Source organism: Helicobacter pylori, assembly GCF_014498195.1.
Lineage (GTDB): Bacteria > Campylobacterota > Campylobacteria > Campylobacterales > Helicobacteraceae > Helicobacter > Helicobacter pylori_DO.
In genome coordinates this window covers 38,888-59,277 of record NZ_JACTGH010000001.1, presented here as the reverse complement: position 1 = coordinate 59,277, position 20,390 = coordinate 38,888, and the positions used below count along the sequence as shown (strand labels likewise).

Here is a 20,390-nt window from a genome sequence, read left to right as displayed (position 1 = left end):
ATGAAACAAAGTTTGCGCGAACAAAAATTATTGAAAATTTTGGAAAATGATGTCTTGACGATTTTGGATAGTTTTTCTAATTACCTTTTTGAACTGAGAGAAGAATTGGACTTCATAGAAGAAGAAATGGAAGGTGAAATCACTGAACAAAACCTTACCGCTCTTTATGATTTTTCTAATTTCTTAGAAGACCATGTCAATGTATTTTATGAGAATGTTTTGAATATAGATGATGTCAAAACAGAACACCTTTATTCAGGTCTCATAGATAGTCTTAACGCTAATCTTCACTTTGTCAAGTCATTTCTCAGTAATCAGGATTTAGATTTCCGCTTTTTTAAAGAAATAAACGAAGGGCAAGATCCCCAAAAAACATTATCAAGATTAATTCCTCTTCAAAGTGGGAAGAATGATGCAAGCTCGTTTAAAGCCAATAATTCTTTTGTTTCATTAGTTTATGTTTATGCTTACTTCATGCTAGAAACTATCAGGCAGTCGTATAGGATTCTCAGATTACTAGAAAAACCTATCAATAACAACATAAGCGAGGACATGCAGAGCGATATAGAGAATTTTTTTGTTCAAGCGAATTTTTTAGAATACTATGTTCAGAACAAAATATACCCAACCAATCATGCCTATGACTTCACGCATTTGATCATGGACTCCATTATTCCTAATTGGATTCAAACTGATATGAGCGTTGAAGCTAAAAAGAAAGAGCTTTTTGAAAAATATTTTCAAAACATTGATGAAGTAACAAACAAAATGATCGATCAAGAAAATCAAAACAAAAACAGCGATTGAGTGGTGTTAATGCGCTAGAATAATGCTAAAAATAAGAATAAAGGAGTCAAAAGTATGAAAACGAACTTTTATAAAATTAAATTACTATTTGCTTGGTGTCTTATCATTGGCATGTTTAACGCTCCGCTTAACGCTGACCAAAACACGGATATAAAAGATATTAGTCCTGAAGATATGGCGCTAAATAGCGTAGGGCTTGTTTCTAGAGATCAGCTAAAAATAGAGATCCCTAAAGAAACCCTAGAGCAAAAAGTGGCCATACTCAATGACTATAATGATAAGAATGTTAATATCAAGTTTGACAACATAAGTTTAGGGAGTTTTCAACCTAATGATAATCTAGGTATCAATGCGATGTGGGGTATTCAAAATCTTCTCATGAGCCAAATGATGAGCGATTACGGTCCAAACAATCCTTTCATGTATGGCTATGCGCCAACATACTCAGATTCATCGTTTTTACCACCGATATTAGGGTATTAACTAGGGGGTGTTAACATGGCAGGTACACAAGCTATATATGAATCATCTTCTGCAGGCTTCTTATCGGAAGTTTCCTCAATCATCTCAAGCACAAGTGGTGTCGCAGGACCATTTGCAGGAATAGTAGCGGGTGCTATGACAGCAGCGATTATTCCTATTATTGTGGGGTTTACTAATCCGCAAATGACCGCTATTATGACCCAATACAATCAAAGCATCGCTGAAGCCGTAAGCATGCCTATGAAAGCCGCTAACCAACAATACAACCAATTGTATCAGGGTTTTAACGATCAAAGCATGGCTGTGGGGAACAATATCTTAAATATCAGCAAATTAACAGGGGAATTTAACGTGCAAGGCAACACGCAAGGCGCGCAAATTGGTGCTGTTAATAGTCAGATTGCAAGCATTTTAGCGAGTAACACTACCCCTAAAAATCCTAGCGCTATTGAAGCTTATGCGACGAATCAAATCGCTGTTCCTAGCGTGCCAACAACGGTTGAAATGATGAGCGGTATCTTAGGCAATATTACAAGCGCAGCACCAAAATACGCCCTAGCTCTACAAGAGCAACTGCGTTCTCAAGCAAGCAACAGCTCAATGAATGATACAGCCGATTCCCTTGATAGCTGTACCGCTTTAGGTGCGCTTGTTGGCTCATCAAAAGTGTTTTTCAGTTGCATGCAAATTTCTATGACGCCCATGAGTGTCTCTATGCCCACTGTTTATGCCAAATACCAAGCGTTAGCCACTAATGCCCTAACTTCAGGCGTTAATCCTATGACCACCCCTGCATGCCCTATTGGGGACAAGGTTCTTGCCGTTTATTGCTATGCTGAAAAAGTAGCAGAAATTTTGAGAGAATACTATATAGAATTTGTGAAAAACAATACCAATTTGTTGCAGAACGCTTCTCAAATGATACTTAATCAATCAGGATTAGCTACTAGCACCTATGACACTCAAGCGATTTCTAACATAAGCTCGCTATATAATTACAATATAGTAGCGAATAAATCTTTTTTAAAATCGCATTTGACTTACCTTGATTACATCAAAGACAAGCTTAAGGGGCAAAAAGATAGCTACTTAACAGAAAGGGTGCAAACTAAAATAATCGTGAAGTGAGGAAAGAGATGTGAAATGTTTTTTAAGCATATTTTCTTTCTTGACTTTTTGTGGTTTGTCTCTGAATGGTGCAGGGGCAGTAATAACGCTTGAACCCGCCTTAAAAGCCATTCAGGCGGACGCACAAGCCAAACAAAAAACCGCTCAAGCCGAATTAAAAGCCATAGAAGCTCAATCTAGTGCCAAAGAAAAAGCCATTCAAGCGCAAATAGAGGGAGAATTGAGGACTCAGCTTGCAACCATGAGCGCTATGTTAAAAGGGGCTAATGGCGTTATTAATGGTGTCAATGGCATGACAGGGGGGTTTTTTGCAGGTTCAGACATCTTGCTTGGCGTCATGGAAGGGTATTCAAGTGCGCTTAGCGCATTGGGGGGGAATGTCAAAATGATCGTGGAAAAACAAAAAATTAACACCCAAACAGAAATCCAAAACATGCAAATCGCGCTCCAAAAAAATAACGAAATAATCAAGCTCAAAATGAATCAGCAAAACGCTCTCTTAGAAGCGTTAAAAAACAGCTTTGAACCGAGCGTTACTCTAAAAACACAAATGGAAATGCTTTCTCAAGCTTTAGGAAGTTCTTCTGATAACGCTAAATACATCGCTTACAATACGATTGGTATCAAGGCGTTTGAAGAAACCTTAGAAGGTTTTGAAACATGGTTGAAAGAGGCTATGAAAAAAGCGACCCTTATTGACTATAATTCCCTAACAGGTCAGGCTTTGTTTCAAAGCGCCATCTATGCGCCTGCTCTTAGTTTTTTTTCAAGCATGGGCACACCATTTGGAATCATTGAAACATTCACTCTAGCACCCACAAAATGCCCCTATCTTGATGGGCTAAAAATTTCAGCATGCCTTATGGAACAGGTTATTCAGAATTACAGAATGATTGTAGCCCTTATTCAAAATAAACTGAGTGATGCAGATTTTCAAAATATCGCTTATTTGAATGGGATCAATGGAGAAATCAAAACCTTAAAAGGATCAGTAGATTTGAACGCGCTCATAGAAGCTGCTATCTTAAACGCAGAAAATCATTTAAACTATATAGAGAATCTTGAAAAAAAAGCCGACCTTTGGGAAGAACAACTGAAATTAGAGAGAGAAACGACAGCAAGAAACATTGCTAACTCTAAAGTTATTGTCAAATGAAAACACTCGTGAAAAATACCATATTTTCTTTTTTGCTATTGTCTGTTTTGATGGCAGAAGATATAACAAGCGGCTTAAAGCAACTGGATAGCACCTACCAAGAGACCAACCAACAAGCGCTCAAAAACTTAGATGAGATTTTTTCGACCACTAGCCCTAGCGCTAATGATAAAATGGGTGAAGAAGATGCTCTAAACATCAAAAAAGCGGCCATTGCTTTGAGAGGAGATTTAGCGTTATTGAAAGCCAATTTTGAAGCGAATGAGTTATTTTTCATCTCAGAAGATGTGATTTTTAAGACTTATATGTCTAGCCCTGAACTTTTATTAACCTATATGAAAATCAATCCCTTAGACCAAAAGACTGCTGAACAGCAATGCGGAATATCCGATAAAATTTTAGTTCTTTATTGTGAGGGGAAGCTGAAAATCGAGCAAGAAAAACAAAATATAAGAGAGCGTTTAGAAACTTCCCTAAAGGCGTATCAGAGCAACATTGGAGGTACAGCTTCTTTAATCACTGCTTCACAGACGCTTGTAGAAAGCCTAAAGAATAAAAATTTCATCAAAGGAATCAGAAAGCTTATGTTAGCTCACAACAAGGTCTTTTTAAATTATTTAGAGGAGTTGGACGCATTAGAAAGATCCCTAGAACAAAGCAAGCGACAATACCTACAAGAAAGGCAATCAAGTAAGATCATTGTCAAATGATTTTCTGAGATGACAAGCTATGATTTCTAATTTTTGGGATTTGTTTCTCTAGTTGTTTTTTGAGCTAATAATTTGGATCGCTATTTTTTTCCATGAGCGATGCTTTGTTCTATTTGATTAATGACGCTATTGGGCAGTTCGGATTTAGAGCGATTGTTTGAGAATGTTGCATCTTTTGCTTCATTTTCTTTTGTATCAGTAGCTCCAAACTCGCTTGCATTTGTAGTATCTTGGTAGTTATTTTCTTGCTCCATTTCTTTTTTTCTCTTCTCACAAATAGCGCACGAAGCTATAAGAAAGGTTCTATTGTTGCTGTTATTAAGAGCGAGTTTTAAACCACTCAAGTGTTGTCTAGAAAACTTGTTATTTTCTGTCTCTATTTCTTGAATTTTTTCTAATAAGGGGGCAAGAATTTTTTGATCCTTGATGCCTTTGATCAAACACTTTCTTAACCCATCGTAATCGTTGCTTGAAATAATACACTTATTGATAACGATTTCAATTTCAGGTGTTCTCCACTCATTAGGCACAAGCGGAGCAGCAGGTTTCACAAAAGCTTCATTCACCTTATTGATCATCTCATCAAAGTTATCATCTTTATTAGATTTAGTTTCAGTGGAAGAATTGCTATTAGGGTTGTCATTCAAAGGGTTAGCGTTAATTTCGTTTAATTCTTGTAATCCTCTGTGCTTAGCCGCTTTTTTTTGAATAGAAGAGTTGTTCTTTTTTTCAAACGCTTCAATATTCTTTTGAATTTGCTCTGCTCTCGCCCTATCATTCCGTAATTTTTCTCTCAAAGCGTTAGTGGCGAATTCTTTTTCCTCTTTTGTAACTTCTTCGTCGTCATGTCTTTGATGGAGTGTTTTGATTTTTTTAAAGCCTAAAGCCACCAATTTTTTGTATTCACTCGGTAATAATGCTGTATTGATAGCATTTAAGCCCCCATAAATAACCAAAGAATAAAAAGCGACAGAACCTAATTTTTTGAAGATACTTTTCAAGATTATCTCCTTTCCTATTCAAAGGGGTTATTCTTGGCAACATTGTTCCGGTATGCAGAAACCACTGTTTTAAAGAAATTAAATATCTTGTAGTGTTCTTTTTGCATAGTTGTTTTGTCGCTCATCATAGGATCGCTATCTACGAAGATATTGTATTCATTAGTCTTTTTTAATATAGATTTTTTGGATTGGGTATCAAGATTGAAGCTGTCTAAAACCAACAAACACAATTTTTGTTTTTGTGCGAAACTCAATTTTTGATTGGTGAAGTTTTTAGTCAGAGTATTCAATTCCACATCATCTTTGACATTTTTCAACAAGTTAGAAAAAGCCTCATAGCCCCTTAAGTATTTCTCATTGATCTTATCAATCGCCATGCTAAACGCCAAGCGTTCCGAGTTAAAAATAAGCGTGTTGGTAGCTTTTTGAGCAATATCTTTTGCTTTGGAGTCAAATTTGTTTCTTTCAAGCTGCAAGTAATAATCTATATTATCCAATTCTTTTCTGCTCAACAGATTAGAAATATTATTGGAATATTCTTCAATCGCTTGCTTGTAAGATAAAGCTAATCGGCTCGCTTTTTTGTTTTGTTCTTCATCTAAAGAAAACACACCCATTTGAAGCAAAGCCTGAGCCTTATCTTTAGTGGTAGCGGTAGTTTTTTTAAAAATACTGCTCGTTTTCACCTGGGGGTAGTAATAACTCAAACGCTCCTTATCTTCTTTGGTGAATGTTTCTTGGTTTAAAACATAGGCATAAGGGTTAGGGAGAAGTTTCTTATAGAGAGGGTTATCTTTTAAGGCTTGCTCTAGATCACCATAAGCCTTTGACTTAGCAGTAAGGATTTTACCTCTTGTCTCTTTCTCTAGAGCCTCTTTTTCTTTTTTGTATTTGTTTTCTAAATCTAAAAGAACTTTAGCTCTGTAATCCACAAGCTCTTTGATTTTTTGTTTTCTAAAAACCAAGTCTTCTAAGAAATCATGCGTATTGTTTAAGAGCTTCTTACGAGCCTTAAGAGCGTCTTCTTTTGCAGCCACTTCTTCTTGTTCTTTTTTTATCTCGTTGAAAAATGAACCAAACTGCTCCACATTAGCCGACAAAACTCCAAACGCAACCAACGAGCTAAAAACGATTTTTGCAAGCATCTTATAGTTTTTGTAACCTTAAATTTTCAAAAAATATCAATATATTCTACCACAATTTCCACAAAACTATGGATTAAAATTTTTCCATATTCAAAAGGTAAGTAAAGTCTAGGTCTTATAGTGTTATGTTTTGCTTGCTCATATGTGGCTTGTTGGTATTTTTTAAGTTTTTCTTAAGGTTGTTTTTATACAATGGACTTGTGTTTTTTGGATAGAAATTCCTTTATTCCTTGATAGGTTTTTTCTGTTCTTTGTTTGACATTAAATAAACAAATCGTTGGTTTGTGTTATATCACATGTTAGTGTCAGCGTAGTAGGGTATTCTTTGGGATTTTGAGCTAGATTAAGGTGGTTTTGTAAAATACTTATTATTTCCTATGCTCCTTTGCTCCTTTATAGGTTCACCGCCTTGAACTAGTTCTTTCAAAACCAAAATGAAACGACCGATTAGCAAATTAAAACAAAACTTTTTACAATTCAAACATTCTTTCAACAAACATTTAGATAAGTACAGCCTTTATTATAGGCTGTTCAATATCAGTTCTATCGTCATAGGTTTTTTAATAGCGCTTTTTTCTTATGGGGCAGGGGTGATTTTAGTTTATCCGATATTATTCTTGTTTGCTCTTATAATAAAACCTAGCTTTTTTTATTACACTACTTATCTTTTGCTACTCGTTTCTCTCAGTATAATAAGCAAATACTATCTCTTAAGCCACGCAAAATTCACAATGAAGCTAATCATGCTTATGACTCAATGGCAAAATTGGTTCTTATGATTCGTTCAAAAATTTCTCAAGACTTGATTTAGAGAAATTTCTTTATTTCCACACATTAGTATAAAACCTTACTAACTAAAAACTAAAATCTTTTTAAGCGCATGCGCAAAGCTAGCTTATTTGAAAAAACCAATCGATTTTTGGTATTCAAATCCTAAAACCCCATGATTTTAAATTTAAATGAGCGTTTTTTAAAAATAATTCTGCATCTAGTGTGTTAGTAATTTGTTTTTGATATGGTGGTGGTTTTCCAAATTAATATTGAGAAAAATTTGCTATAATTAGGAGATAAAAACAAAAGGGATATGGCTTGTTTGGTGGCAAAATATTTGATTTGTTTGCGATTGGTGGTTGCTTACCGCTTGATTTCATGAGTAATCTTAGATTCAAGAATTTTCTTATTAGCTTTAGGTATGCTATTGTGAAATGCTTCCTACTAAAACACGCATTAGAGATCCGAACAAGCAATAACTTACACAACCAAAAATAAAAGGACTGAGTATGGGAAAAATTTTAGCTTCTTTGTTGGGTGGTGGAACAAATCTTTTTACAGGTTTATCCAGTGATTTGTTTTCTATGATATTAAGTTTTTTGTTCTTTCTGATGTTAATGATGGGACTTAATGAAATATTAGGGAAAAAATTCAACTTGCCTATGGACAATATCAAAAATTTTATGGCAGAAGTGCTGAAGAATGGATTCGATAGTATCAAAAACATGGGATCTGCTTTGGTTGGTAATGGTTTTGGTAGTAGCAAATCAGACAAAACCACTAATAAAATGAGTGTCTCTCAAGTAAGACTCTAGTGGTGTATTAACTATCTAAAGATGGAATTTTTTCATCTTTCATGCAGAGCTTTGTTTGATCAATAAGGCAATAGATTACTAGCTGAATATTATGATTTTATTACTTAAGACTCCTTTTTGAAAATGAGTTATCTTGACCCTTTATTTTAGTTGTAACGCATTTTTACGACCGATCTTGCTTTTTAAAAATAATATATAATATTAAAACTTTTTAAATCGGTTTTTAGGGCTATTTGTGAAAGCGTTTTTTGTAGGTTTTGAAAAATAGATATAAGAGTGATTGAAACAATATTTTATGGTTAAAAAAATAGTTTTTTGCTCTTTGAATTATGACCGCTCTGAAATTTTCACACAACAGATATTGTATAATTTCAATATAAACCTTTACGATCTGAACAATCTAAAGAGAAACCAAATCCATTGAAGGGATCAAGAGCGATATGAGTAATAACATGCGAAAACTCTTCTTAATGATTGCCAACTCAAAAGATAAGAAAGAAAAACTTATTAAGAGCTTGCAAGAGAACGAACTTTTAGGCACTGATGAAAAAAAGAAAATCATGGATCAAATAAAAACCATGCATGATTTTTTCAAGCAGATGCATACAAACAAGGGAGCGTTAGATAAGGTTCTAAGAAATTACATGAAAGATTATCGCGCTGTTATCAAAAGCATTGGTATTGATAAATTTAAAAAGGTTTATCGTTTGCTTGAGAATGAGACTATGGAACTGTTGCATGCGATTACGGAGAATCCTAATTTCTTATTCTCCAAATTTGATCGATCAATTCTTGGAATATTTCTGCCTTTCTTCAGCAAGCCCATCATGTTTAAGATGAGTATTAGAGAAATGGACTCGCAAATAGAATTGTATGATACTAAGCTCCCACTATTGAAATTGTTTGTGATGACAGATGAAGAAGTGAATTTCTATGCTAATCTAAAAACCATTGAACAATATAACGACTATGTTAGGGATCTGCTGATGAAATTTGATCTTGAAAAATACATGAAAGAAAAAGGAGTGCAAAATGCTTGATGTGGAAAACGAACAAAAAATCTCGGTGTAACTAACAAAATTCAGTTTGAAAAGTATTCGTCTCAGGCAGAGACAGGATTAAAAAATGATGAGTGCTTCAACTTACTTGATCGCCTTACTTATCAAGTAAAGCTAACGCCCGTTGGCGTTTCTCTCTACCCTTATACTCTCTCCCTTTTTTCTTCCAATCACTTACCACTGAGCAAACTCCTGATTTGATTGCGCAAGTATTCATTCTCTCTTTCTTCTTGTAGCTTCTCCCTAACTTCTTCCTCTTTGGCTTGCATGTTCAAGTTGCCATTCTTAAAAATCTCAGAACTAATCACATTCTGCCTCATTTGATAACCTGCACGATTACTCAATGTTTCTAAAATTTCTCGTTGGTTATTTTTCCTAGTGGTATATTCTTGTTCCTTGTCTTGCAAGAGAGTCTTGTAATACTGATTGATTTTTTCTAGCTGAGCTTTTTCTCTTGCCACTTCATTGATCACTTGCTTGTTGTTTGCTCCACTCACATCATAGCCATGCAAGTTTTTTGTGTTAGCTCCTAGCATTGGCTGACTTCCTTGCAACACATCAAAGGTCTGCGGTTTTTCTTTGTTGTTGGGATTATCATTGTAGTTACTCGCTATCATCACCACACCCTTTTGATTCAAAGTGGGTTGCAAGTAAAAATCAATGTCGGATCTTGCCCCGTTAGCTTGGAAGTAATTCTTGTATTGAAGGATCTTATTGGCATCGCCTATGAGCGTAATCTTTTTAGAATGATGAACAAGTTTGAAAGTTAGTACAACTTGTTTATTATCCAACAAATAGTCCTTGTAATTTGGCAACTTCACTTGCACCATGAATGGTGTGTCTTTGAGTTTGTCATTTAAGGGGATCTCACTATACTTTTCTATCAGTTCATTATACACAGGCGTATAAACATGGTTCTTTTGTTTCACCACTTTTTTCGCATAGTTACTGCACGCGCTTAAAATTAAGCACAGAATTGCCGCACCGATTAAAACACTTGCTCTCCGTTTCATTGTTGTTTCTCCTTATTGCTCTCGTTTCACTAGTTTCATTCTGCACCGCCTTGTTTCTTTGAAGTGAAAAGACCATTGATAAAATTTTTTATACCAATAACTTTAATAACTTTATAGATCAAATAGCCCATACCTATGAAGCAAATGTTTTTCAAAACAAAGAGCACCTTGTCGTTAGTGCTACCAATTCCTAAGATATATAGTTCATAAATCGATCTAATTGTCTCTAATCCAAAAAACAAAACCGCACCCACACCAAAGGCATAGTAAAAATACTGAAGTTTTAGTTTTGTTTTTAGACTTTCCACCAAATCCACATTTTTGCTAGTTCTTAAAAATACAAAATAGACTGCAAACAAAACAAATATCCCACCCATACACAATCCTAACAGATGCTCTAGTCCCCCTATATATCCTAAGAATGAATGAGCGTATGCCTCCATTATTTTCTGTTTGGCTTGTCCTATCTGCATCAGAAGTTCATACCTTTTTTCTTGCGGTAGCTTTTCTATTTCTATCAGGATATTTTTCAACTCTTCTTGATTCTTTAAAGCTTCGTGAAATCTTTGCTCCCCTAAACTCCCTTTGGGATATAACGAGTCTAGCAAATTTAAAAGATCATTGCTCTGTGAGTTGCTAGGTGGTGGGGCGTTTAGCGGATTAGGTCCATGATGCTCTGTTGTATCGTTCATGAAACTCCTTTCAAGAATTAAATTGAGAAATTATTTTGATATTATACCATTCTCTCTATGAGTTGCGATTGTCTCATCTCTTTGAATTAGGCGCTTCTAAAATTTCATTATTGAGTTACGACCGCTTGCTCATCGCTCTTACTTTTTGAGTTGCATCGTGTTTCATCTTGCTTCTTGTTTGAAACAAGTCGTTGCTTACATTGATTATCAAGGAATCTTTGCTCAACGCCTTATCCAAAAAGGTTTTTGTTAAAGGTTTTTCAAATATATATTTTTACAGAAATTTTGCTATAATTAGGGTTATTTTAAGGAGTTTTTAATGAAAAGATCTCTCAAATTTTACAACCAACAAACCAATAATTAAACAATAAAGCTGTCGCATGTTAGGGAAAAAAAACGAAGAAGTCTTGATTGATGAAAATTTGGTTGGGGGTGTGATAGCCCTTGATAGATTGGCAAAACTCAATAAGGCCAATAGGACTTTCAAAAGGGCTTTTTATCTCTCTATGGCACTCAATGTCGCTGCTGTAACGAGTATTGTGATGATGATGCCTTTGAAGAAAACGGATATATTTGTTTATGGCATTGATCGATACACAGGAGAATTTAAAATTGTCAAACGCTCCGATGCTAGGCAAATTGTCAATTCTGAAGCTGTTGTGGATAGCGCAACTTCAAAATTTGTCTCATTGCTGTTTGGTTATAGTAAAAATTCTTTGAGGGATCGCAAGGATCAACTGATGCAATATTGCGATGTGAGTTTCCAAACCCAAGCAATGAGAATGTTCAATGAAAATATCAGACAATTCGTAGATAAAGTCCGAGCAGAAGCTATCATTAGCTCTAACATACAAAGAGAAAAAGTCAAAAATAGTCCCTTAACGAGATTAACATTTTTCATTACCATCAAAATCACACCTGATACAATGGAAAATTATGAATATATTACTAAAAAACAAGTAACTATTTATTATGATTTTGCTAGAGGTAACTCTTCTCAAGAAAATCTTATCATCAATCCTTTTGGCTTCAAAGTGTTTGACATTCAAATCACGGATTTACAAAACGAACAGACAGTAAGCGAAATTTTGAGAAAGATTAAAGAAGTGGAAGCGAAAAATAAGGCATTAGAGAAATAAGAGCATGTTTAATCTTAAAAGGACTTTTTTAATAACGATCATGAGTTTTTTTCTCATTGTTCCTAATTGGTTGAAAGCTATTGATTTGCCCATTGTTTCAAATCTCAAAATTTACCAAACAGTTTATTGCATGCTGATACCAAGTTATGTTTTAACCAACAAGAGTTTTGCAGATATTTTGACAGGCTATACATCTATTGGTGCATCAGGGAGTGGAAAGAGTTCAGGGCAGGGTGTGATCGAAGCGCTTAGCACACCATTAGCCACAAGTTTAGCCGCTAGCAATCTGGTGAAATATTTGAATACTTTAGGTCCTTTATGGGGATCGGCATGGGCAAGTGTTGCTACAGCTATACAAGGTTTTGCTCTAACGCCATCAAGTGGCTGTAATTTTGGTTGGAACGCATTGATAAATAAAAACATAGATGTATCCATGGATAGCGTGCTAGACAATTTGAGCAACAAGATTCAGAATTTTACCAAAGGCGGTGTTGAGGACAATGTGAAAGGCAATATTCTTTTACAAATAATTGGCTCAATAACCGCTCAAGCTTCTACGAATATTACAGCTGATGGTTTAATTTGGCTGATTGGTAAAGAATTCACTGCAAATAAACTGCAAAACAACACTACAGCCATGCTTGCTTTTGCCGCATTAGAATCTGTTGTCAAAGGAGCGGACGCTGCTGTTCTTCCTGCATATGGTGTAGTCAATCTGCCTGACATTATCATAGGGCAAGGGTCATATCTTGATTTTGTTTCTTACCTGATTTATATTGTTTTTGGGATTTTTGTTTTTATTTCTTTTATGAAATTGAGAGATATTTCAAGTAACATTCAGATTAACATAGGTTTTGAATACATGCGATTTATTGGGGGGACATTATTCAAAATGGCGATGGTCTCTTTTATCGCCTATGCAGGTTTTGGTTATCTTTATAAAATCTCTTATTCTATTTATTTTGGTTTAGCAGGCGCTTTTGGGCTGAATCAAGTTCTTTTTTGGGCTTTAGATTTAGTGCTGAATTACACTGTTAATTCAATTTTACCTGCAGTAAGAGCTGTTTTTTCTAATGTTGGCAACAACGCTCCTAGTTTGTTACAAGGCTTGCAAGTGGCAGGTATTTCTTTATTCGCCATTTTTATGCAAGTAACTATCATTATGAGAATAAGCACTGTGGTTGTGAAACCTTTGATAGCTGGGGCTTTTAGCGGTATTGTGTTCCCTATTGCAGTATGTTTGATCGTGCTAGATTGGTTCAAAGATTCCATGAAAAACATATTGATATGGTTTATTAATAATTTGTTTATCTTGGTTCTAGCTATTCCTATTTTACTTTTTGGTGTTTTGGCATTATTGGCATTCAATTTGACCATAACGCCCTCTGTTGCTATACAAAACATCAATCAAGGGGGACTGGGTATCGATTCAACTATTGCGAGTTTGATCACTCTATTTATTTTAAAAGGTTTCATAGAGACGATTATTGAGAGTGTCAATGCGATCGTTAATACCATTTTCAGCTCTGTCTCTATGGATGGCAGCAGGATGGATAGAGAAAGAGATGCCTTAATGGTAGGAAGAGTTGGTGGATCTATGTTTAAAGGATAAGCCACTTTATTCTTGTGTTACAATTACAAATATTTTTTAAGAGGAATTGTTGATGGAGCAGGCATTTTTTAAAAAAATTGTTAACTGTTTCTGTCTTGGTTATTTATTTTTATCTAGCGTAATAGAAGCAGCACCTGACATTAAAAATTTTAATCGTGGCAGGGTGAAAGTGGTGAATAAGAAGATTGCTTATTTGGGAGATGAAAAACCCATCACGATTTGGACTTCATTAGACAATGTTACTGTGATCCAACTTGAAAAAGATGAAACTATTTCTTACATCACAACAGGTTTCAATAAAGGTTGGAATATTGTGCCTAATTCTAATCACATATTCATTCAACCTAAATCGGTAAAAAGTAATCTCATGTTTGAAAAAGAAGCAGTGAATTTTGCCCTAATGACAAGAGATTACCAAGAATTTTTAAAAACAAAAAAACTTATCGTAGATGCGCCTGACCCCAAAGAATTAGAAGAACAAAAAAAAGCTCTAGAAAAAGAAAAAGAAGCTAAAGAACAAGCGCAAAAAGCGCAAAAAGATAAAAGAGAAAAAAGAAAGGAGGAGCGTGCAAAAAATAGAGCCAATTTAGAAAATCTCACTAACGCTATGAGTAACCCACAAAATTTGAGCAATAACAAAAATCTTAGCGAATTGATCAAGCAACAGAGAGAAAATGAATTAGACCAAATGGAACGACTAGAGGACATGCAAGAGCAGGCTCAAGCTAACGCGCTCAAACAAATTGAAGAACTCAACAAGAAACAAGCTGAAGAGGCAGTTAGGCAAAGAGCCAAGGATAAAATCAGTATTAAGACAGATAAATCTCAAAAAAGCCCCGAGGATAACTCCATAGAATTATCTCCTAGCGATAGTGCTTGGAGGACTAATCTTGTTGTGCGGACCAATAAAGCCTTGTATCAATTCATTTTGAGGATAGCTCAAAAAGACAATTTTGCTTCAGCGTATCTAACGGTCAAATTAGAATACCCACAAAGACACGAAGTCTCTAGCGTTATTGAAGAGGAATTAAAAAAGAGAGAAGAAGCAAAGAGGCAGAGAGAATTGATCAAGCAAGAAAATCTCAACACCACAGCCTACATTAATAGAGTAATGATGGCGAGCAATGAACAGATTATCAACAAAGAAAAAATAAGAGAAGAAAAACAAAAAATTATACTAGATCAAGCAAAGGCGCTAGAGACCCAATATGTGCATAATGCGTTAAAAAGAAACCCTGTGCCTAGAAACTACAATTACTACCAAGCGCCTGAAAAACGCTCTAAACATATTATGCCCTCTGAAATTTTTGATGATGGCACATTCACTTATTTTGGTTTCAAAAACATCACTCTCCAACCTGCTATTTTTGTGGTTCAACCTGATGGGAAATTGAGCATGACTGATGCCGCCATTGATCCTAACATGACCAATTCAGGATTGAGATGGTATAGAGTTAATGAAATTGCAGAGAAGTTTAAGCTCATTAAAGACAAAGCCCTTGTAACAGTGATCAATAAAGGCTATGGGAAAAATCCATTGACAAAAAATTACAATATCAAAAACTATGGTGAATTGGAGCGTGTGATTAAAAAGCTCCCTCTTGTCAGAGATAAATAAAAAGGCGTTAAGACATGAATGAAGAAAACGATAAACTTGAAACTTCTAAAAAAGCCCAACAAGATTCACCCCAAGATCTATCTAATGAAGAAGCAACGGAAGCCAATCATTTTGAAGATCTTTTAAAAGAAGAAAGTTCAGACAATCATCTTGACAACCCCACAGAAACTAAAACCCATTTTGATGAAGACAAGCCAGAAGAAACCCAAACTCAAATGGATTCTGGAGGTAATGAAACTTCAGAATCTAGCAATGGCAGTCTAGCAGACAAGTTATTCAAGAAAGCCAGAAAATTAGTTGATGATAAAAGACCTTTCACTCAGCAAAAGAGTTTAGATGAAGAAGCCCAAAAACTGAACGAAGAAGACGATCAAGAAAATAATGAGCATCAAGAAGAAACTCAAACGGACTTGATTGATGATGAAACTTCTGAAAAAACCCAACAAGATTCACCCCAAGATCTATCTAATGAAGAAGCAACGGAAGCCAATCATTTTGAAGATCTTTTAAAAGAAGAAAGCTCAGACAATCATCTTGACAACCCCACAGAAAGTTCAGACAATCATCTTGACAACCCCACAGAAACTAAAACCCAAGAAACTAAAACCCATTTTGATGAAGACAAGCTAGAAGAAATAACTGACGACTCTAACGATCAAGAGATTATCAAAGGAAGCAAAAAGAAATACATTATTGGCGGCATTGTAGTCGCTGCTCTTATCGTGATTATTTTATTTTCTAGAAGCATTTTTCACTACTTCATGCCTTTGGAAGATAAAAGCTCTCGTTTTAGCAAAGACAGGAATCTTTATGTCAATGATGAAATCCAAATAAGGCAAGAGTATAACCGATTGCTGAAAGAACGGAATGAAAAAGGCAATATGATCGATAAGAATCTTTTCTTCAATGACGATCCCAATAGAACCTTATACAACTATTTGAATATTGCAGAAATTGAGGACAAAAACCCATTGAGAGCCTTTTATGAGTGTATTAGTAATGGTGGTAACTATGAAGAATGTTTGAAGCTTATCAAAGACAAAAAACTTCAAGATCAAATGAAAAAGACTCTAGAGGCTTATAACGACTGCATCAAAAATGCCAAAACTGAAGAAGAAAGAATCAAGTGTTTAGATTTAATCAAAGATGAAAACCTGAAAAAAAGCTTACTGAACCAACAAAAAGTTCAAGTAGCTCTAGATTGTTTGAAAAACGCTAAAACCGATGAAGAACGGAAAGAGTGCCTAAAACTCATAAATGACCCTGATATTAGAGAGAAATTCCGTAAGGAATTAGAGCTTCAAAAAGAGCTTCAAGAGTATAAGGATTGTGTCAAAAACGCCAAAACAGAAGCTGAAAAAAACGAATGCTTGAAAGGCTTGTCTAAAGAAGCTATAGAAAGATTGAAACAACAAGCGCTAGATTGTTTGAAAAACGCTAAAACCGATGAAGAACGAAACGAGTGCTTGAAAAATATTCCCCAAGACTTGCAAAAAGAACTACTAGCTGATATGAGCGTCAAGGCTTACAAGGACTGCGTTTCAAGAGCTAGGAATGAAAAAGAGAAAAAAGAGTGTGAGAAATTACTCACCCCTGAAGCGAAAAAAAAGTTAGAACAACAAGTGCTAGATTGTTTGAAAAACGCTAAAACCGATGAAGAACGAAAAAAGTGTTTGAAAGATCTCCCTAAAGACTTACAAAGCGATATTTTAGCTAAAGAGAGCGTTAAAGCTTATAAAGACTGCGCATCTCAAGCCAAAACTGAAGTTGAGAAAAAAGAGTGTGAGAAATTACTCACGCCTGAAGCGAGAAAACTTTTAGAAGAAGAAACCAAAGAGAGCGTTAAGGCTTATTTGGATTGCGTATCTCAAGCCAAAACTGAAGCTGAGAAACAAGAATGCGAGAAATTACTCACCCCTGAAGCGAAAAAAAAGTTAGAAGAAGCTAAAAAAAGCGTTAAGGCTTATTTGGATTGCGTATCTCAAGCCAAAACTGAAGATGAGAAAAAAGAGTGTGAGAAATTACTCACCCCTGAAGCGAAAAAACTTTTAGAGCAACAAGCGCTAGATTGTTTGAAAAACGCTAAAACCGAAGCTGAGAAAAAAAGGTGTGTCAAAGATCTCCCTAAAGACTTGCAGAAAAAGGTTTTAGCCAAAGAGAGCGTTAGGGTTTATTTGGATTGCGTATCAAAAGCCAAAAACGAAGCTGAAAGAAAAGAATGCGAGAAGTTACTCACGCCTGAAGCGAGAAAACTATTAGAAGAAGCTAAAGAGAGTGTTAAGGCTTACAAAGACTGCGTTTCAAGAGCTAGGAATGAAAAAGAGAAAAAAGAATGCGAGAAATTGCTCACGCCTGAAGCGAGAAAACTTTTAGAAGAATCTAAAAAAAGCGTTAAGGCTTATTTGGATTGCGTATCAAAAGCCAAAAACGAAGCTGAAAGAAAAGAATGCGAGAAGTTACTCACGCCTGAAGCGAGAAAACTTTTAGAAGAAGCTAAAGAGAGTGTTAAGGCTTACAAGGACTGCGTATCAAGAGCCAGGAATGAAAAAGAGAAACAAGAATGCGAGAAATTACTCACCCCTGAAGCGAGGAAACTTTTAGAGAATCAAGCGCTAGATTGTTTGAAAAACGCTAAAACCGAAGCTGAGAAAAAAAGGTGTGTCAAAGATCTCCCTAAAGACTTACAGAAAAAGGTTTTAGCCAAAGAGAGTGTTAGGGTTTATTTGGATTGCGTATCAAAAGCCAAAAACGAAGCTGAAAGAAAAGAATGCGAGAAATTACTCACCCCTGAAGCGAGGAAACTTTTAGAAGAAGCTAAAGAGAGTGTTAAGGCTTACAAGGACTGCGTATCAAGAGCTAGGAATGAAAAAGAGAAACAAGAATGCGAGAAATTACTCACCCCTGAAGCGAGGAAACTATTAGAGCAAGAAGTTAAAAAGAGCGTTAAGGCTTATTTAGACTGCGTTTCAAGAGCTAGGAATGAAAAAGAGAAACAAGAATGCGAGAAATTACTCACGCCTGAAGCGAGAAAATTTTTAGAGAATCAAGCGCTAGATTGTTTGAAAAACGCTAAAACCGAAGCTGAGAAAAAAAGGTGTGTCAAAGATCTCCCTAAAGACTTACAGAAAAAGGTTTTAGCCAAAGAGAGTGTTAAGGCTTACAAAGACTGCGTTTCAAGAGCTAGGAATGAAAAAGAGAAAAAAGAATGCGAGAAATTGCTCACGCCTGAAGCGAGAAAACTTTTAGAAGAATCTAAAAAAAGCGTTAAGGCTTATTTGGATTGCGTATCAAAAGCCAAAAACGAAGCTGAAAGAAAAGAATGCGAGAAGTTACTCACCCCTGAAGCGAGGAAACTTTTAGAAGAAGCTAAAGAGAGTGTTAAGGCTTACAAGGACTGCGTATCAAGAGCTAGGAATGAAAAAGAGAAACAAGAATGCGAGAAATTACTCACCCCTGAAGCGAGGAAACTATTAGAGCAAGAAGTTAAAAAGAGCGTTAAGGCTTATTTAGACTGCGTTTCAAGAGCTAGGAATGAAAAAGAGAAACAAGAATGCGAGAAATTACTCACGCCTGAAGCGAGAAAATTTTTAGAGAAACAGCGCCAACAAAAAGATAAAGCGATAAAAGATTGCTTGAAAAACGCCGATCCTAACGACAGAGCGGCTATCATGAAGTGTTTGGATGGTTTGAGCGATGAAGAGAAGCTCAAATACCTGCAAGAAGCCAGAGAAAAGGCTGTTTTGGATTGTTTGAAAACGGCTAGGACCGATGAAGAAAAAAGGAAATGCCAAAACCTTTATAGCGATTTGATCCAAGAAATCCAAAATAAAAGGGCGCAGAACAAACAAAATCAATTGAGTAAAACAGAAAGGTTGCATCAAGCAAGCGAGTGCTTGGATAACTTAGATGACCCTACTGATCAAGAAGCCATAGAGCAATGTTTAGAGGGCTTGAGCGATAGCGAAAGGGCGCTAATTCTAGGAATCAAACGACAAGCTGATGAAGTGGATCGGATTTATAGCGATCTAAGAAGCCGCAAAACCTTTGATAACATGGCGGCTAAAGGTTATCCATTGTTGCCAATGGATTTTAAAAATGGTGGCGATATTGCCACTATTAACGCCACTAATGTTGATGCGGACAAAATAGCTAGCGATAATCCTATTTATGCTTCCATAGAGCCTGATATTACTAAACAATACGAAACAGAGAAAACCATTAAGGATAAGAATTTAGAAGCTAAATTAGCTAAGGCTTTAGGTGGCGATAAAAAAGATGACGATAAAGAAAAAAGTAAAAAACCCGCAGTAGAAACTAAAGCAGAAAGCAATAAGATAGACAAAGATGTCGCAGAAACTGCCAAAAATATCAGCGAAATCGCTCTTAAGAACAAAAAAGAAAAGAGTGGGGATTTTGTAGATGAAAATGGTAATCCCATTGACGATAAAAAGAAAGAAGAAAAACAAGATGAAACAAGCCCTGTCAAACAGGCCTTTATAGGCAAGAGTGATCCCACATTTGTTTTAGCGCAATACACTCCCATTGAAATCACTCTGACTTCTAAAGTAGATGCCACTCTCACGGGTATAGTGAGTGGGGTTGTAGCCAAAGATGTATGGAACATGAACGGCACTATGATCTTATTAGACAAAGGCACTAAGGTGTATGGGAATTATCAAAGCGTGAAAGGTGGCACGCCTATTATGACTCGCTTAATGATAGTCTTCACTAAAGCCATTACGCCTGATGGGGTGATTATACCTCTAGCAAACGCTCAAGCAGCAGGCATGCTAGGTGAAGCAGGGGTAGATGGCTATGTGAATAATCACTTCATGAAGCGCATAGGCTTTGCTGTGATAGCAAGCGTGGTTAATAGCTTCTTGCAAACCGCGCCTATCATAGCCCTAGATAAACTCATAGGCCTTGGCAAAGGCAGAAGTGAAAGGACACCTGAATTTAATTACGCTTTGGGTCAAGCTATCAATGGCAGTATGCAAAGTTCAGCTCAGATGTCTAATCAAATTCTAGGGCAACTGATGAATATCCCCCCAAGTTTTTACAAAAACGAGGGCGATAGTATTAAGATTCTCACAATGGACGATATTGATTTTAGTGGCGTGTATGATGTTAAAATTACCAACAAATCTGTGGTAGATGAAATCATCAAACAAAGCACCAAAACTTTGTCTAGAGAACATGAAGAAATCACCACAAGCCCCAAAGGTGGCAATTGATTCAAGAG

Annotated in this window: 18 protein-coding genes; 13 read left to right on the top strand and 5 right to left on the bottom strand. The window is 35.8% G+C overall.

Annotated features, from left to right (window positions below):
- Window positions 1-807 (top strand): type IV secretion system chaperone CagF, encoded by an 807-nt coding sequence (gene cagF / locus H7N67_RS00275; RefSeq protein ID WP_187938669.1) that lies wholly within the window; start codon window positions 1-3, stop codon window positions 805-807.
- Between the two features lie 54 nt (window positions 808-861).
- Complete coding sequence (cagG, locus tag H7N67_RS00270; protein ID WP_079357386.1) at window positions 862-1,290, top strand: cag pathogenicity island type IV secretion system translocation protein CagG; 429 nt, start codon at window positions 862-864, stop codon at window positions 1,288-1,290.
- On the opposite strand, the gene H7N67_RS07905 is transcribed toward cagG, so the two are convergent.
- Window positions 1,287-1,487 carry a hypothetical protein gene (locus H7N67_RS07905; protein ID WP_000562348.1) on the bottom strand — a complete coding sequence of 67 codons (201 nt, stop codon included), beginning with the start codon at window positions 1,485-1,487 and terminating at the stop codon, window positions 1,287-1,289. The genes cagG and H7N67_RS07905 overlap by 4 nt on opposite strands.
- On the opposite strand from H7N67_RS07905, the gene H7N67_RS00265 reads away from it, so the two are divergent.
- From H7N67_RS00265 to cagL, 3 genes are read left to right on the top strand one after another with little or no spacing between them, the layout of a single operon-like run.
- The gene (locus H7N67_RS00265; RefSeq protein ID WP_232262974.1) at window positions 1,474-2,418 is read left to right on the top strand and encodes a sodium:calcium antiporter; all 945 of its coding nucleotides are present in this window, start codon (window positions 1,474-1,476) and stop codon (window positions 2,416-2,418) included. The genes H7N67_RS07905 and H7N67_RS00265 overlap by 14 nt on opposite strands.
- Window positions 2,419-2,428: 10 nt before the next feature.
- Complete coding sequence (cagI, locus tag H7N67_RS00260) at window positions 2,429-3,574, top strand: cag pathogenicity island type IV secretion system translocation protein CagI (protein WP_000649579.1); 1,146 nt, start codon at window positions 2,429-2,431, stop codon at window positions 3,572-3,574.
- Window positions 3,571-4,284 (top strand): cag pathogenicity island VirB5 family T4SS-associated adhesin CagL, encoded by a 714-nt coding sequence (gene cagL, locus H7N67_RS00255; protein ID WP_079301049.1) that lies wholly within the window; start codon window positions 3,571-3,573, stop codon window positions 4,282-4,284. The genes cagI and cagL overlap by 4 nt, the downstream gene beginning before the upstream one ends.
- A gap of 80 nt (window positions 4,285-4,364) precedes the next feature.
- Here the strand turns inward: cagL and cagN are convergent, their stop codons facing one another.
- Both cagN and cagM read right to left on the bottom strand, forming a co-directional pair.
- Window positions 4,365-5,285: a cag pathogenicity island type IV secretion system protein CagN gene (gene cagN / locus H7N67_RS00250; protein WP_187938667.1), complete on the bottom strand. Its 921-nt coding sequence runs from the start codon at window positions 5,283-5,285 to the stop codon at window positions 4,365-4,367.
- A 14-nt stretch (window positions 5,286-5,299) separates the two neighbouring features.
- Entirely contained in the window at window positions 5,300-6,430 is a 1,131-nt protein-coding gene (gene cagM, locus H7N67_RS00245) for a type IV secretion system apparatus protein CagM (RefSeq protein WP_187938666.1), read from the bottom strand.
- A 434-nt stretch (window positions 6,431-6,864) separates the two neighbouring features.
- Between cagM and cagP the strand changes: the two genes are divergently transcribed.
- The 4 genes from cagP to cagS all read left to right on the top strand — a co-directional run bounded on the left by cagP (window position 6,865) and on the right by cagS (window position 9,056).
- Complete coding sequence (cagP, locus tag H7N67_RS00240; protein WP_187938665.1) at window positions 6,865-7,209, top strand: cag pathogenicity island protein CagP; 345 nt, start codon at window positions 6,865-6,867, stop codon at window positions 7,207-7,209.
- Window positions 7,210-7,519: 310 nt separating this feature from the next.
- Window positions 7,520-7,699, top strand: a complete 180-nt coding sequence (locus tag H7N67_RS07900) for a hypothetical protein (RefSeq protein WP_232262973.1) — start codon at window positions 7,520-7,522, stop codon at window positions 7,697-7,699.
- Window positions 7,696-8,016 carry a cag pathogenicity island protein gene (locus H7N67_RS00235; protein WP_332258175.1) on the top strand — a complete coding sequence of 107 codons (321 nt, stop codon included), beginning with the start codon at window positions 7,696-7,698 and terminating at the stop codon, window positions 8,014-8,016. Before H7N67_RS07900 ends, H7N67_RS00235 begins: the two co-directional genes overlap by 4 nt.
- A 440-nt stretch (window positions 8,017-8,456) precedes the next feature.
- Window positions 8,457-9,056: a cag pathogenicity island protein CagS gene (cagS, locus tag H7N67_RS00230; protein WP_187938663.1), complete on the top strand. Its 600-nt coding sequence runs from the start codon at window positions 8,457-8,459 to the stop codon at window positions 9,054-9,056.
- Between the two features lie 188 nt (window positions 9,057-9,244).
- On the opposite strand, the gene cagT is transcribed toward cagS, so the two are convergent.
- Window positions 9,245-10,087 (bottom strand): type IV secretion system apparatus protein CagT, encoded by an 843-nt coding sequence (cagT, locus tag H7N67_RS00225; protein ID WP_187938662.1) that lies wholly within the window; start codon window positions 10,085-10,087, stop codon window positions 9,245-9,247.
- Between the two features lie 35 nt (window positions 10,088-10,122).
- Window positions 10,123-10,779, bottom strand: coding sequence for a cag pathogenicity island translocation protein CagU (gene cagU / locus H7N67_RS00220; protein WP_187938661.1), 657 nt, complete (start codon window positions 10,777-10,779; stop codon window positions 10,123-10,125).
- A gap of 380 nt (window positions 10,780-11,159) precedes the next feature.
- Here cagU and cagV point away from each other — a divergent pair, with 380 nt between their 5' ends.
- The 4 genes from cagV to H7N67_RS00200 are packed head-to-tail and all read left to right on the top strand — an operon-like array spanning window position 11,160 to window position 20,382.
- The gene (cagV, locus tag H7N67_RS00215) at window positions 11,160-11,918 is read left to right on the top strand and encodes a cag pathogenicity island type IV secretion system protein CagV (RefSeq protein WP_108337582.1); all 759 of its coding nucleotides are present in this window, start codon (window positions 11,160-11,162) and stop codon (window positions 11,916-11,918) included.
- 4 nt (window positions 11,919-11,922) lie between these two features.
- Window positions 11,923-13,530 carry a cag pathogenicity island VirB6 family T4SS protein CagW gene (cagW, locus tag H7N67_RS00210; protein WP_079359048.1) on the top strand — a complete coding sequence of 536 codons (1,608 nt, stop codon included), beginning with the start codon at window positions 11,923-11,925 and terminating at the stop codon, window positions 13,528-13,530.
- Between the two features lie 52 nt (window positions 13,531-13,582).
- Window positions 13,583-15,148 (top strand): type IV secretion system apparatus protein CagX, encoded by a 1,566-nt coding sequence (cagX, locus tag H7N67_RS00205; protein ID WP_000434006.1) that lies wholly within the window; start codon window positions 13,583-13,585, stop codon window positions 15,146-15,148.
- Window positions 15,149-15,162: 14 nt separating this feature from the next.
- Window positions 15,163-20,382, top strand: coding sequence for a CagY family CD-EC repeat-containing protein (locus H7N67_RS00200; protein ID WP_187938660.1), 5,220 nt, complete (start codon window positions 15,163-15,165; stop codon window positions 20,380-20,382).
- Window positions 20,383-20,390: the final 8 nt, after the last annotated feature.